General features: G+C 73.7%; 12 protein-coding genes. 7 read left to right on the top strand and 5 right to left on the bottom strand.

Features of this window, described 5'->3' with window-relative positions:
- Nucleotides 1-7: 7 nt before the first annotated feature.
- The 5 genes from accA to NMK44_RS02430 all read left to right on the top strand — a co-directional run bounded on the left by accA (nucleotide 8) and on the right by NMK44_RS02430 (nucleotide 5,315).
- Entirely contained in the window at nucleotides 8-1,819 is a 1,812-nt protein-coding gene (accA, locus tag NMK44_RS02450; RefSeq protein WP_254737628.1) for a carboxyltransferase subunit alpha, read from the top strand.
- A 2-nt stretch (nucleotides 1,820-1,821) separates the two neighbouring features.
- Nucleotides 1,822-2,436, top strand: coding sequence for an acetyl-CoA carboxylase biotin carboxyl carrier protein (locus NMK44_RS02445; protein WP_254737626.1), 615 nt, complete (start codon nucleotides 1,822-1,824; stop codon nucleotides 2,434-2,436).
- Between the two features lie 5 nt (nucleotides 2,437-2,441).
- Nucleotides 2,442-3,830, top strand: coding sequence for an acetyl-CoA carboxylase biotin carboxylase subunit (accC, locus tag NMK44_RS02440; protein WP_254737624.1), 1,389 nt, complete (start codon nucleotides 2,442-2,444; stop codon nucleotides 3,828-3,830).
- A 162-nt stretch (nucleotides 3,831-3,992) separates the two neighbouring features.
- The gene (locus NMK44_RS02435) at nucleotides 3,993-4,490 is read left to right on the top strand and encodes a hypothetical protein (RefSeq protein ID WP_254737622.1); all 498 of its coding nucleotides are present in this window, start codon (nucleotides 3,993-3,995) and stop codon (nucleotides 4,488-4,490) included.
- 96 nt (nucleotides 4,491-4,586) lie between these two features.
- Complete coding sequence (locus tag NMK44_RS02430; protein ID WP_254737620.1) at nucleotides 4,587-5,315, top strand: class F sortase; 729 nt, start codon at nucleotides 4,587-4,589, stop codon at nucleotides 5,313-5,315.
- A gap of 157 nt (nucleotides 5,316-5,472) precedes the next feature.
- On the opposite strand, the gene NMK44_RS02425 is transcribed toward NMK44_RS02430, so the two are convergent.
- The 4 genes from NMK44_RS02425 to NMK44_RS02410 all read right to left on the bottom strand — a co-directional run bounded on the left by NMK44_RS02425 (nucleotide 5,473) and on the right by NMK44_RS02410 (nucleotide 10,051).
- The gene (locus NMK44_RS02425) at nucleotides 5,473-6,516 is read right to left on the bottom strand and encodes a methyltransferase (protein ID WP_254737618.1); all 1,044 of its coding nucleotides are present in this window, start codon (nucleotides 6,514-6,516) and stop codon (nucleotides 5,473-5,475) included.
- An 11-nt stretch (nucleotides 6,517-6,527) separates the two neighbouring features.
- The gene (locus NMK44_RS02420) at nucleotides 6,528-7,616 is read right to left on the bottom strand and encodes a right-handed parallel beta-helix repeat-containing protein (RefSeq protein WP_254737616.1); all 1,089 of its coding nucleotides are present in this window, start codon (nucleotides 7,614-7,616) and stop codon (nucleotides 6,528-6,530) included.
- A gap of 72 nt (nucleotides 7,617-7,688) precedes the next feature.
- Nucleotides 7,689-8,792, bottom strand: a complete 1,104-nt coding sequence (locus NMK44_RS02415; RefSeq protein ID WP_254737614.1) for an MBL fold metallo-hydrolase — start codon at nucleotides 8,790-8,792, stop codon at nucleotides 7,689-7,691.
- 41 nt (nucleotides 8,793-8,833) lie between these two features.
- The gene (locus tag NMK44_RS02410) at nucleotides 8,834-10,051 is read right to left on the bottom strand and encodes an aminotransferase class I/II-fold pyridoxal phosphate-dependent enzyme (protein WP_254737611.1); all 1,218 of its coding nucleotides are present in this window, start codon (nucleotides 10,049-10,051) and stop codon (nucleotides 8,834-8,836) included.
- 106 nt (nucleotides 10,052-10,157) lie between these two features.
- Here NMK44_RS02410 and NMK44_RS02405 point away from each other — a divergent pair, with 106 nt between their 5' ends.
- Nucleotides 10,158-10,691, top strand: a complete 534-nt coding sequence (locus NMK44_RS02405) for a hemerythrin domain-containing protein (protein ID WP_254737609.1) — start codon at nucleotides 10,158-10,160, stop codon at nucleotides 10,689-10,691.
- Here NMK44_RS02405 and NMK44_RS02400 read toward each other — a convergent pair.
- On the bottom strand, nucleotides 10,615-11,403 hold the full coding sequence (locus NMK44_RS02400) for an ANTAR domain-containing protein (protein ID WP_254737607.1): 789 nt from the start codon (nucleotides 11,401-11,403) through the stop codon (nucleotides 10,615-10,617). The genes NMK44_RS02405 and NMK44_RS02400 overlap by 77 nt on opposite strands.
- A 113-nt stretch (nucleotides 11,404-11,516) precedes the next feature.
- On the opposite strand from NMK44_RS02400, the gene NMK44_RS02395 reads away from it, so the two are divergent.
- On the top strand, nucleotides 11,517-12,692 hold the full coding sequence (locus NMK44_RS02395; RefSeq protein ID WP_254737605.1) for a PAS domain-containing protein: 1,176 nt from the start codon (nucleotides 11,517-11,519) through the stop codon (nucleotides 12,690-12,692).
- The last annotated feature ends 1 nt before the right edge of the window (nucleotide 12,693 follow it).

Genomic DNA, 12,693 nt, shown 5'->3' with positions numbered 1-12,693 from the left:
GCGTCACGTGGTCGCCGACTGGGTGCGCTGCGCGGGCTGTGCCGGGCTCGTCTACGGCAAGCGGTTCACCCGGTGCGCGCATGTCTGCCCGGACTGCGGCCGGCACGGCCCCCTCACCGCGCGGCAGCGGCTGGACCAGCTACTGGATCCGGGCACCGCGGAACCGCTGCAGGCGGTGCGGACGGTGGAGGACCCCCTCCGTTTCACCGACACCCGGCCCTATCCGGACCGGCTGGCCGAGGCGCGAGCGGCCACCGGCCTGGAGGAGGCGGTGGTCTGTGTCCGGGGCCGGATCGAGGACCGGCCGGTGGTGGTGGCGGCGATGGACTTCCGCTTCCTGGGCGGCAGTCTGGGCTGTGCGGTCGGTGAGCTGATCACCGAGGCGGCACGGACGAGTCTGCGCCACCGCGTCCCGCTGCTGCTGGTGACCGCCTCGGGCGGGGCGCGGATGCAGGAGGGCGTGCTCTCCCTGCTCCAGATGGCCAAGACCGCGCAGGCGCTGGCCGCGCTGGACGCGGCGGGTGTGCTCACCGTCTCGCTGGTGACCGACCCGACGTACGGGGGCGTGGCGGCGTCGTTCGCCACGCTCACCGACGTGATCATCGCTGAACCCGGTGCCCGGCTCGGTTTCGCCGGACCGCGGGTCATCGAGCAGACGACCCGTCAGCGGTTGCCGGAGGGCTTTCAGACCGCTGAATTCCTGCTGGAGAACGGCATGGTGGACACCATCGTGCCGCGTCCCGGGCTGCGGTCCGCGCTCGGCCGGCTGCTGGGTCTGGGGCGGCCCGCCCCCTCTCCCGGCTCCGGTGCGGACCCCGCCGGTGCGGACCCCGCCGGTGCGGACCCCGCCGGGGAACCGCTGCGGCCCGGTGCGGCCGATGTGCTCCTGCGGAACCCGGAGGAGCTGGCGGAGCGGGATCCGTGGGAGGCGGTACGGCTGGCCCGGCACCCCGGGCGCCCCACCGCGGCCGACCACATCGGCCATCTCCTGGACGACTTCCTGCCGTTGCACGGCGACCGGCTGGCCGGGGACTGCCCGGCCGTGATCGGCGGGCCCGGACGGCTGAACGGCACACCGGTGATGGTGATCGGCACCCACAAGGGCGGTCCCACGCTGGCCGAACGGCAGGCCCACTCCTTCGGGATGGCCACCCCCAGCGGCTACCGCAAGGCGGGCCGGCTGATGCGGCTGGCCGCCAAACTGGGACTGCCGGTGATCACCCTGGTGGACACCCCCGGCGCCCACCCCGGGACCGACGCCGAACGCGGCGGCCAGGCGCTGGCCATCGCGGAGAACCTGCGGCTGATGTCCGGGCTGCCGGTGCCCATCGTGGCGGTGGTGACCGGGGAAGGCGGCAGCGGTGGCGCCCTCGCGCTGGCCGTCGCCGACCGGGTGCTGATCAGCGAGGGCGGGGTGTACTCGGTCATCAGCCCCGAGGGCTGCGCCGCCATCCTGTGGAAGAGCCCGGAGGCCGCGCCCGCCGCGGCGGAGGCGCTGCGCATGGATCCGCGGGAACTGCTGCGCCTGGGCGTGGTCGACGGGGTCGTGGCGGAGCCGCCGGACGGCGCCCACAGCGACCATGCCAAGGCGGCGGCGCTGCTCGGTGACGCGCTCACCGCCGTCCTGGGCGAGTTGGTCCCGTGGGACCCGGACCGGTTGCGGCAGGAGCGGGTCCGCCGCTTCCAGCGGATCGGCGTCGCCACCGGATCCGCCGGGGCGGCCGTCGCCACCCCGGCGGCGGACCGGAGCGGTGCGGACAGGAGCGGTGCGGACCCGCACGACGGCGACGCGGGGGCAGACGACGGAAGAGGTGCATGACCATGGACGGCCCTGTGACGAACACGGCGGAGCACCGGGAGAACGGCCACCACCGGCCCGGCACGGTGGTGCTGCCCCCGCACCCCACCCTGGACTCCCTGTGCCGCAGTGTGACCGAACTGGCGAAGGCCGCCGACCAGCAGCCGCGCCGGATCACCCTGCGGCACGGACAGATCACGGTCGAGATGGAGTGGCCGGATCCGGGCGGGGCCGCTCACGCGCCACCGGCGCCGCCCGGCGCGGCCACCGCCCCGGCGCCCCAGGCCGCCCCCGTCGACGGGACACATCCCCGGCAACAGCCCCCACAGCCGCAGCACACCGCGCAGCCCGGGAAGGCGCCGCAGGCCGCCGCGGCGGGGCTGAGCTATGTGCAGGCCCCCACGGTCGGCACCTTCTACCACGCGCCCGAGCCCGGCGCCCCGCCGTTCGTCGCCGTGGGCGACCTCGTCGCACCGGGGCAGCCGGTGGGCGTGCTGGAGGTCATGAAGATGATGAGCACCGTCGAAGCGGACACCGCGGGGCGGGTGGTGGAGATCCTGGTGCCCAACGCCCAGCCCGTGGAGTACCAGCAGCGGCTGCTCGCGGTGGAGCCGCTGTCCGGCACCGGACCGGGGTGAGGACGGTGTTCTCCACCGTCCTCGTCGCCAACCGCGGCGAGATCGCGATCCGGGTGGTGCGCGCCTGCCGTGAACTGGGCATGCGCACCGTCGCGGTGTACTCCACCGCGGACCGGGAATCGGCCGTCGTCCGGCTCGCGGACGAGGCCGTGCACATCGGTCCGGCGCAGTCCCGGCGCAGTTACCTCGCCATCCCGGCCCTGATCGAGGCGGCCAGGCGCACCGGCGCCCAGGCCATCCACCCGGGGTACGGATTCCTCTCCGAGGACCCGGACTTCGCGGAGGTCTGCGAGGACAACGGCATCACCTTCATCGGTCCCCCGGCCGCGGTGATGCAGCGGCTCGGGGACAAGTCCGCGGCGCGCGCCCTGATGGAACAGGCCGGGCTGCCGGTACTGCCGGGGAGCACCGGCGCGGTGGCGACCCCGGCGGAGGCCCGGGAGATCGCCGAGCGGATCGGCTATCCGCTGATCCTCAAGGCGGTGGCGGGCGGCGGCGGCCGGGGGATGGCGGTGGTGCGCCAACCCGACGCTCTGGTACGGGCCTTCAACGAGACGCGCGCGCACGCGCGCGCGGTTTTCGGGGACGAACGCCTCTACATGGAGCGGTTCGTCGACCGGGCGCGCCATGTCGAGGTGCAGGTGATCGCGGACCGGCACGGCCGGGTGGTCCATCTCGGCGAACGGGACTGCTCGGTGCAGCGGCGCCACCAGAAGATGGTGGAGGAGGCCCCGGCGCCGAACCTCCCGCCGGAGCGCCGGGAGGAGATGTGCGCGGCGGCGGTGCGCGGCGCGGAGGCGGTGGGCTATGTCGGCGCGGGTACCTTCGAGTTCGTGCTCTCGCCGGGTCATGAATTCCATCTGATGGAAATCAACTGCCGTCTGCAGGTGGAACATCCGGTGACCGAGATGGTCACCGGTATCGATATCGTCCGGGAACAGATCCTCATCGCCGCCGGACAGCCGCTCTCCATCCGCCAGGAGGACGTGGTGCGGCGTGGGGTCGCCATCGAATGCCGGGTGAACGCCGAGGATCCGGACCGGGAATTCATTCCGGCCCCTGGACTCCTCACCGAATTCATTCCGCCCGGCGGCCCCTTCGTGCGGGTGGACACCCATGCCTTCCCGGGCTGGCGGGTGGGTCCCGACTACGACTCGCTGCTGGCGAAGACCGTGGTCTGGGCGCCTGACCGGGAGCAGGCGCTCGCGCGCATGGACCGGGCCCTGGGTGAGTTCCGGGTCACCGGCGAGGGGGTGCGGACCACCCTCGGCTTTCTGCGGCGCACGCTCGCGCATCCGGATTTCCGCTCCGCCACCCACACCACTGGGCTTATCGGAACGATGTCCGCCGAGAAGGTGACGCGGCATCAGTCCATTCGCGCGGCGAAAGAGTGATCATTGCGCTTATCTCCACTCGGAGGGTCTAACGCCGACCGGATTGCAGGCCGCGTCAGGTGGCAGTGGAGCCCCTCTTCGCTGACGGTGGATAAGACGCCTACGCGATCCCTTTGTCTGGCAAATAGTCAGTCATCGTGCAGGCGCCGGAAGGAATGACTCATGCGATCTACTCGCGCACTCTTCACCGGGGCGGCGATTGCCGCCACCCTGACCCTGGGCGCCCCCGCCGCCGCGTTCGCCGCCGACGTCTCGGACCCGGGCCACGGTGGGTACTCGAGCAGCCAGGAGTCCTCCGAGGACGAAGGCGGCCGGGGAGGCGACTCCTGGAAGGACCGTAAGCACCACGAGGAGGAGGGCAAGGAGGAGGGCAAGGACGAGGGCGGCTGGTCCGGCAAGGAGAGCAAGGAAGGCAAGGACGAGGGCGGCTGGTCCGGCAAGGAGGAGAGCAAGGACGAGGAGGGCTGGTCGGGCAAGAAGCACGACTGGCAGGGCGGCGACTGGAAGCACGAGAAGCCGAAGGGCGGCGTCCACACCGGCGGTGGCGGTATGGCCTCCACGGGCGGCGGCATGGCCGCGGGCTCCGTTCTGCTCCTCGGTGGCCTCGGCGCCGGTGCCTACGCGCTGCGTCGCCGTAAGCCGGCGGGCACCGCTATCTGAGCCTGACTCTTCCGTATTCCGTGCTGCCGTGGCACCTCCGCACTGCGGTGGTGCCACGGCAGCGCTACGGGGGCTGCGAGAAAGGCACACACCTCCATGAGCAAGCAGGGCAAGCAGGGCGGCGCCGACGGCAACACCCGCGTGCTCCGGTGGGCCGCGGCCTCGGCCCTCATCGGTGTCTTCCTGATCTACAACTCCGTCGACGCGGCCTCCCAGAACACTCCGTCGGCCACACCCACGACGGCCGCCACGGCGAGCCGGCCCGAGACGCTTCCGGACACGGCGCCACCGCCGCTGCCGCGGCGGGACTCCGCCGAGGGCACGACGACCGCCCCGCAGTCCCGTCCCGGCCCCGCGCTCCCCCGCTCCCCCGCGACCCATCTGGACATCCCGTCGATCGGGGTGAGCGCACCGTTCACCGAGCTGTCGCTGGACGCCAACGGCACCCTGATCCCCCCGCCCGACACCGACAACAACCTGGTCGGCTGGTACAAGGACGGCCCCTCCCCCGGGGAGCGCGGCAACTCCATCGTGGCGGGACATGTGGACACCAAGATCGGCCCGGCCGTCTTCTACACGCTCAGCTCCCTCAAGGTGGGCGGCAAGGTGAACATCACCCGGGCCGACGGCATCGTCGCCACCTTCACCGTGGACAAGATCAAGACGTTCAAGAAGAACGCCTTCCCGGACAAGAAGGTCTACGGGGACACCCCCAACGCCCAGTTGCGCCTGATCACCTGTGGTGGCGCCTACGACCACAACGTCAAGGACTACACCGCCAACGTGGTGGCCTTCGCCCACCTCACCACCTACCAGTGGTCCTGAGCCCCTCCCGGATCCCCCGTGGGGGCGCGGGGGGGGGGGCGCGGGGGGGGGGGGGGGGCCCCCCGGGGGGCGGGGGGGGGGGCCCCCCCGGCCCCCCCGGGGGCCCGCCGCGGGGGGCCCGGGGGGGGCCCCCCTGGGGCGACGGGGTGACGGCGATTCAGCCCGGCACCCTGCTGTCGAAGGCGTGGAGGTAGCCGTTGACCGGGCGGACGTCGGTGACGATGAGCCCGGCGGCGGTCATCCGCTCCGTCATGCTCTCCGTGGTGTGCTTGCGGCCACCCACGTTGAGCAGCAGGAACAGATCCATCGCGGTGGTGAAGGAGGCGGGGCTGTTGTCGACCAGGTTCTCGATGACCACGACCCGGGCGCCCGGCCGCGCGGCCTTGACCACGTTGGCCAGGGTGCGGCGGGTGCTGTCGTCGTTCCACTCCAGGATGTTCTTGATGATGTACAGATCGGCCTGGACCGGGATCTCCTGACGGCAGTCGCCGGGCAGCAGCGTGGCGCGGTCGGCCAGCGGGCCGCCGTCGCGCAGCCGGGGGTCGGCGCCCGCCACCACGGGCGGGAGGTCCAGGAGCGTACCGCGCAGCGCCGGATGGCGCTCCAGCAGACCGGCCAGCACATGTCCCTGGCCGCCGCCGATGTCCACGACCTCCTTGATGCCCTCGAGGTCGAGGAAGGCGGCGACGTCCTCGGCGGACTGCCGGCTGGAGGTGGTCATCGCCCGGTCGAACACCCGGGCCGACTCGGGGGCGTCCTCGTGGAGGTAGCGGAAGAAGTCCTTGCCGAAGATCTCGTCGAAGATGACACCGCCGGACCGGACCGCGTCGTCGAGCCGCGGCCAGGCCTCCCAGGTCCATGGCTCGGTGCACCACAGCGAGATGTAGCGGAGGCTGTGCGGCGCGTCCTCGCGCAGCAGCCGGGAGACCTCGGTGTGGGCGAAGCGGCCGTCCTCGGTCTCGGTGAAGATGCCGCAGCAGGCCAGCGCGCGCAGCAGCCGCCGCAGCGGATCGGGCTGCGCGTCGACGGCGGCGGCCAGTTCGCCGACGGTGGCGGGCTGCTCGCCCAGGGCGTCGGCGACGCCGAGCCGGGCGGCGGCGCGCACGGCGGCCGCGCGGGCGGCGCCGAAGGCGATCTCGCGCAGCTGCCGGGTCGCCTGCGGCGGGGCGGGGGCGGAAGGGGTGGTCCCGGTGGTGGTCATGGCGTCGCCTCTCAGCACCGGCCCGCGGGGACGGAGGTCCCGCAGACGTTGTCGGTGAAGGTGTTCCTCGGGCCCTTGTCCCGGTCGGCCAGGTCGACCGGCCGGTTGCCGTTCATCACGTTGCGGCTGATGGCGTTCGTGGTGTTCGCTACGCCGACGAAGCTGTTGAAGAGCACCACACCACCGGACATCGGGGTGCGGCCCTTGTTGTTGAACACCTGGTTGCCGGTCACCTGGCTGCCCGCGGATCCGGTGAGCACGATGCCCGCGCCCTGGATGGCGGGGAGCCGGTTGCTGGCCGGGCAGAGCCGGTTGTTCTCCAGCACGATGTTGTGCCGGAGGGTCAGGGCACCGGCGCGGGGCTTGTTCTCGTCACCGATGACGAAGAGTCCGCCGCAGTTGCCGGCGATGACGTTCTGCTCGACGGTGACATGGCGCATCCGCCGGATCACCACGCCCAGACCGTTGCCGCTCAGCCGGTTGCCCGCCACCTCGGTGCCGCGCGCGTTGAGGGCTCCGGCCTCCTGGGTGTTGGTGTTGACGATGTGGATGCCGGATTCCCGGTTGCCGCGCAGGACGTTGCGGGTGAAGGCGGCGCGGGTGGACAGCTCCTGGCCGATGCCCTGCTGGCCGTTGCGGGCGGCGGTGACCCGGCGGATCCGCAGCCGGTCGGTGCGCGAGGCCCAGATGCCGTTCTTGGGAAAACCGCTGACCGTGAGCGACTGGATGCGGACATTGGTGACGGGCCGCTGGGCCGTCCCGGTGACGCACAGTCCGTGGCCCGCCTTGCCGCAGGCGTTGGCCGACGCCTTCCTGGCCGGCCGGAGCACGGTGCGGGGGCCCGCGCCGCGGATGGTCAGCCGGGAGGCGGTGATCTGGACGTTCTCCCGGTAGACGCCGGGCAGGAGCTGGATGGTGTCCCCGGGCCGGGCAAGCTCCACGGCCGTCTGGATGGACTGGCCGGGACGGACGACATGGAGGGGTTCGGGTCCGCCGCTCACCGCGGACCCGGTGGCCTGGGCGCTGGGGAGAGCGGCGAGTTCAAGGGCGAGGGCGGCCGCGGTGACGGCCGTGAGCAGGCAGAGTTTTCGTGTACGCATGAACAGGAAGCTAGGCGGGCCCCGCACCACTCGCCACTTATGATCCATTTGCCGGATTCGCCGGAATGCCCCTCATCCGAGTACGCGGGAGCCGCCGATCGGCAGGTCCCACAGCGCCTCGCGCGGAGCGCCGGTGGCCTCCCAGGCGGCCCGCACCCGGTGCAGCGGCTGCAGCGGCGGTTCGGCCGAGAGCAGGAAGGTGGACCAGTGCATGGGCACCAGCGCCCGTGCCCCCAGGTCGCCGAAGGCCCGTACGGCCTCCTCCGGATCGGTGTGCACCGTCCGCAGCATCCAGCGCGGGTCGTATGCGCCGATGGGCAGCAACGCCAGGTCGATACCCGGGTAGCGGCGGCCGATCTCCCGGAACCAGTGGCCGTAGCCGGTGTCCCCGGCGAAGTACACCCGCTGTCCGTCCGGCCCGGTGAGCACCCAGCCGCCCCACAGCGAACGGCAGGTGTCGGTCAGGGTGCGCTTGCTCCAGTGGTGCGCCGGGACGAAGTCGAAGCGGACCGGGCCGCCCTCACCGCCGAGTTCGGCCCCCTCCCACCAGTCCAGCTCGGTCACCCGGGTGAAGCGGCGGGCGCGGAACCACCGGGCCAGCCCGGCGGGGACGAACAGCGGGGTGGCGCGGGGCAGCCGGGCGAGGGTCGGCGCGTCCAGATGGTCGTAGTGATTGTGGCTGATGACGACGGCGTCCACCGGCGGCAGGTCCTCCCAGCGGACCCCGGGCGGGGTGACCCGGGCCGGGGTGCCCAGGATCCGGCGCGCCCAGACCGGGTCGGTGAGCACGGTGAGCCCGCCGATCCGGACCACCCAGGTGGCGTGGCCGACCCAGCTCAGCGCGGTCTGACCGGGGCCGGTCAGCGGCAGCGGACCGGGGGCGAAGGGGAGTTCGGGGATCTCGCGCAGCGCCTCCACCGGCGGCCGCAGCCGGCCCTCCCGGGCCAGTCGGGCGATGGCCCGCACCCCCGGCAGCGGTGAGGTCAGCCGGTGCACGAACGACCGCGGCCACGTGCGCACCTCGCCGAGCGGACGCGGCGCGGAGAGCGGGGGAACGGACAGCGGGGACACGGCCGGGGCGGGCGCCGGGGCCGGACGGGCCCGGTCGGCGGTGGGGGCCGCGTCGCGGTGCCGCTCGGCCGGTTCCGGCTCGGCCTGCTCGGCGTGGTCGGTCATGGCGTGGACTCCCTTCCCTCGGCGGGACCCCCGCGGGGGCGTCAGCCGCCGTCCTCGGTCAGCGTCCGGAAGGCCCTGTCGAAGGCGGCCAACGCCGCCTGCACATGCGGTAGTTCCAGCGGCTCCGGGGCGTCGAGCGCACGCTGCCGCTCCTCGTCGGTCGCCCCGAGGAAGGGCAGCGTGGACAGCCGGACCCGCAGGGTGTGCGGAGGGTCGCCGAACCGGTGGCCACCCGCCACGGCGCGGCCGGTCCGCGTGCTCAGCTCACGCTCCAGCTCCACCGAGTCGGTGATGTTGCGCGCGGCCAGCACTCCGCGCAGTTCGTCGAGGTCGGCGTAGAGATGGCGGCCGGCCTGGGGCGGCCGGCACAGCGCGCCCATGGCGGTGAGCGAGCGGTAGACCGCGGCGGCCACCGCACCGTGCGCCCTGGCCGCGGCCGCGGTGCGGGCCCGCACCGGCGGGGGCTCGTCCAGCGCGTACCCGGCGGCCGCGGCGACCGGGGCGGGCAGTCCTGAGCGTACGGCGGTGAGCAGGGAGAGCACCCGGGCCCGCAGCTCCAGCCCGCGGTCGGTGGCCGGGAAGCGGGCGATGGCCGCGGGCCATCCGGCCGGGGTGAACGCGCCGACGAGGTCGGAGAGCACGATCACGTCCTCGGGGCACATCTCGGCGGGGCTGAGCAGCACCGTGCCGTGCGGATGGTGGACGGTGTCCCGCCAGGTCTCATCGCTGACGATCAGCAGCCCCTCGGCCACGGCCGCCTCGCACACCTCGTGCGTCAGCTCCGGCGGGGCCACCGTGCCGGTCGGGTCGTCGGCCACCGACAGCAGCAGCATCCGCGGCCGTCCGTCCTCCGCGCGGATCCGGCGCACGGTCTCCAGCAGGGCGAACGGATCGGGCAGTCCGCCGCACTCGGCCGGGACGGGCGCGTGGTAGGCCCGCCGGTCGACCAGCCGCACCAGTGGCGCATACCAGGCGGCGCAGGGCCGGGGCAGCAGGACGTCACCGCCGGAGGCCGAGGCCAGCAGGGCGAGCAGCAGCGGTTCGGCACCGGGGGCGACCACCACATGGGCCGGGTCGGTCCACAGTCCGCGCCGTGACCAGTAGCCGCAGGCGGCGGCGCGCAGTTCGGCCGAGCCGCCGACCGGCTCCGGAGCGGTGCGGTGTGCCGCCCCGGCGAAGCGTTCGGCCAGCTCGGGGAGGACGGGCAGGCCCCCGTCGTCCCGGTCCGCCGGAGCCGGTGCGGTCCACTGCCGCTGCATCCGTCCACACCTCCGCCTGACTGCCCCCCGGTATCCGTGCTGACCTGTCCACCTTCGCAGATCTCCGGCACCGTTTCGCGGGACCGGGCCGGGGGACCCGGGCGGCATGACAGCGATGCCCGAACAGCGCGATGTGGTGGAGCTGCTCACCGAGGAGCACCGTCAGGTGCAGGAGCTCTTCGACGGCTACCGGGCGGCCGGGGACCCGGCGCAGCGGCGGCGGCTGGTGGAGCGGATCACCGTGGAGGTGGTGCGGCACTCGGTGGCCGAGGAGAGCCATCTCTACCCGACGGTGCGCACGGCCCTGCCGGACGGCGACCAGATCGCGGACGAGGAGATCGAGGAGCTGGCCGAGGCGGAACGGATCCTCGCCGAGCTGGACGCGCTGGACCCCCGGGACCGGGAGTTCGACCCGCTGGTACGGCGGCTGATGGACGTGGTGTCCATGCATATCCGCGGTGAGGAGGATCTGGTCTTCCCCGAGCTGCGGGACCGGCTCACCACCGAGGAGCTGCTGATCCTGGGCCTGCGGGTCGGGGAGACGACGGCCCCGGTGCCGCCGCTCAGCCCGGAGGGCCCTGGTCCGGGGCGGACCCTCGCCGACCGCGTCCGGGAGCGGCTGACCGGTCGAGGGCGATGAGGTTCTTCTCCAGCCCCCGGCCGCGGGTGCGCACCACGGTCCCGGCCAGTTCGGTGAGCTTGCGGTTGCTCCGCTGGGAGGTACGGCGCAGCAGGTCGAACGCCTCGTCCGGATCGCAGCCCAGCACATGCATGACGATGCCGCACGCCTGGTCGACGACGGGGCGGGAGCGCAGCGCCGCGTCGAGCTGGTCGACCTGGGCGAGGGCGTCGCGGTAGAGGCGGTCACGGGCCAGGCTCTCGGTGGCCAGGTCGCCGAGGAGTTCGGTGGTGCCGCGGGCGGCCTCGGCCAGGGGGCCGGGGCGCAGCCCGTAGAGCGAGACGGTCACCTCCAGACCGTCGCAGGCGAAGGGCAGGGTGACGGTGGAGCGGATGCCCGCGTCCAGCGCCCAGGCCCGGAAGGCCGGCCAGCGGGTCTCCCGCAGCAGATCGTCTGCGCCGACCGGGCAGCCGCCCTGCTGGGCCTCGGGGATCGGCCCCTCCCCGGCGCTGAGCTGCACCGAGACCAGTGAGGACAGATCGGGGTGGGTGGCCGCCGTGGCCGGGCCGCCGTCGGCGGCGGACCCCGGTCCGTCCGGGGCGGCCATGGCGGTGGCGGCGGCGCCGCATCCGGTGGGGGTATGGGCCAGCGCCTGTTCGGCGAGGTCGGCCAGGCCGCGGCCCAGGGACGGGGCGTCGGGCTGACAGGGGCGGCTGTGGCTGCGGTCCGGCATCACCCCTCCCTTCCGTCGTCCGTGGCCGGCTGTACGGTTGCGGCTTCCCACAGCGGTGTGCGGAAAACCACGGCCGGGCCGTGCACCGGAGACGATCACGCTACGGTGTGCCCATGACCGGGGCGCAGGAGTTCGGCGCGGAGCTCACAGACTTCCGCAGACGGGTCGAGGAACTGAGGAACGCGCGGGCGCTTCCCGCGCAGGAGCGGCTGTCCGTACTGGACGCCGCTCTTTTCGAGCTCCAGCACGTGGTGGACGTACTGGTGCCGCGCTACGAGGAGCTGGCCGGGACGGCGCGCGCCCCGGACGGGTCCCGGTCCGACGCCCGTGAGCAGCAGTTGCTGCGGGTGCTCTTCCAGCAACTGCCGGTGGCGGTGGTGCTGCTGGACCGCGAGGCGGTCGTACGGCGGATGAACGAGGCGGCCACCCGGCTGTTCAACACCCGGGCGGGATACGCCACCGGGCGGCCGCTGGCCTCGTCGCTGCGCCGGGACGGACAGGCGGCGCTGCGCTCCCAGGTGGCCGCGGTGGCCCGGGGCGAGGGCGGCCGCAGTCTGACGGTGCGCCTCTCACAGCCCTCGGCGGAGGGCGAGGTACGGGTGACCCTGGCGGCGCTGCGGCCACCGGGCGAACCGCATCCGGCGGTGCTGGCGGCGTTCCAGCCCGGGGTGCCCGCCGACACCGACGGCGCGGCGGACGCGCGGAAGCCGCGGCCGGGTCCCGACCTGGCCGAGGTGACCCGCCATGCGGAGCTGCTGGACCTGGTCGACGACATGACCGCGGCGCTGCTGGCGGGCACGGCACCGGCCGACGGCGGGCCGGAGGCGGTGCTGGCGCGGGCGGCGGAGGTGCTGCACGGCCGGTTCGCGGACTGGGTGATAGCCGACCTGGCGCCGGAGAAGCCCGACGGGGCGCCGCGCCGGGTGATGGCACTCGGCCCGCCGGAGGCGGTCGGCGACCGGGTCGCGTCGCTGGCCGGACAGAACCCGGCGGACTGTCCGCTGGTGCTGGACGCGCTGGAGGACGGGGTGTCGGCACTGCGGGTGAGCCCGCCGGACGCGGACGCCTTCGGCCAGGACGCGGCAGGGGCACCGGTGCTGGTCCGCGAGGAGGTGACCTCGCTGTTGTGCATACCCCTGCGCACCGCGCCCGACGGTCCGGTGCGGGGTGCGCTGACCCTGTTCCGGGTGGGCGGGCGGCACGGTTTCACGATGGCCGAGGCCGGGGTGGCGGACCGGGTCGGCCGCCATATCGCGCTGGCGCTGCCGCGTCCGGCGTCCGGATCCTGAT

It is taken from the genome of Streptomyces cucumeris (assembly GCF_024295805.1).
Lineage (GTDB): Bacteria > Actinomycetota > Actinomycetes > Streptomycetales > Streptomycetaceae > Streptomyces > Streptomyces cucumeris.
Note: the sequence above shows the minus strand (reverse complement) of the source record. Positions and strands in the feature narration are given on the sequence as shown.

Bases quoted from the DNA above. Each gene is read 5' to 3' on its own strand.
- NMK44_RS02445 (WP_254737626.1), top strand. From the start codon at position 1,822: ATGGACGGCCCTGTGACGAACACGGCGGAGCACCGGGAGAACGGCCAC.
- NMK44_RS02435 (WP_254737622.1), top strand. From the start codon at position 3,993: ATGCGATCTACTCGCGCACTCTTCACCGGGGCGGCGATTGCCGCCACC.
- NMK44_RS02430 (WP_254737620.1), top strand. From the start codon at position 4,587: ATGAGCAAGCAGGGCAAGCAGGGCGGCGCCGACGGCAACACCCGCGTG.
- NMK44_RS02425 (WP_254737618.1), bottom strand. From the start codon at position 6,516: ATGACCACCACCGGGACCACCCCTTCCGCCCCCGCCCCGCCGCAGGCG.
- NMK44_RS02420 (WP_254737616.1), bottom strand. From the start codon at position 7,616: ATGCGTACACGAAAACTCTGCCTGCTCACGGCCGTCACCGCGGCCGCC.
- NMK44_RS02415 (WP_254737614.1), bottom strand. From the start codon at position 8,792: ATGACCGACCACGCCGAGCAGGCCGAGCCGGAACCGGCCGAGCGGCAC.
- NMK44_RS02410 (WP_254737611.1), bottom strand. From the start codon at position 10,051: ATGCAGCGGCAGTGGACCGCACCGGCTCCGGCGGACCGGGACGACGGG.
- NMK44_RS02405 (WP_254737609.1), top strand. From the start codon at position 10,158: ATGACAGCGATGCCCGAACAGCGCGATGTGGTGGAGCTGCTCACCGAG.
- NMK44_RS02400 (WP_254737607.1), bottom strand. From the start codon at position 11,403: ATGCCGGACCGCAGCCACAGCCGCCCCTGTCAGCCCGACGCCCCGTCC.
- NMK44_RS02395 (WP_254737605.1), top strand. From the start codon at position 11,517: ATGACCGGGGCGCAGGAGTTCGGCGCGGAGCTCACAGACTTCCGCAGA.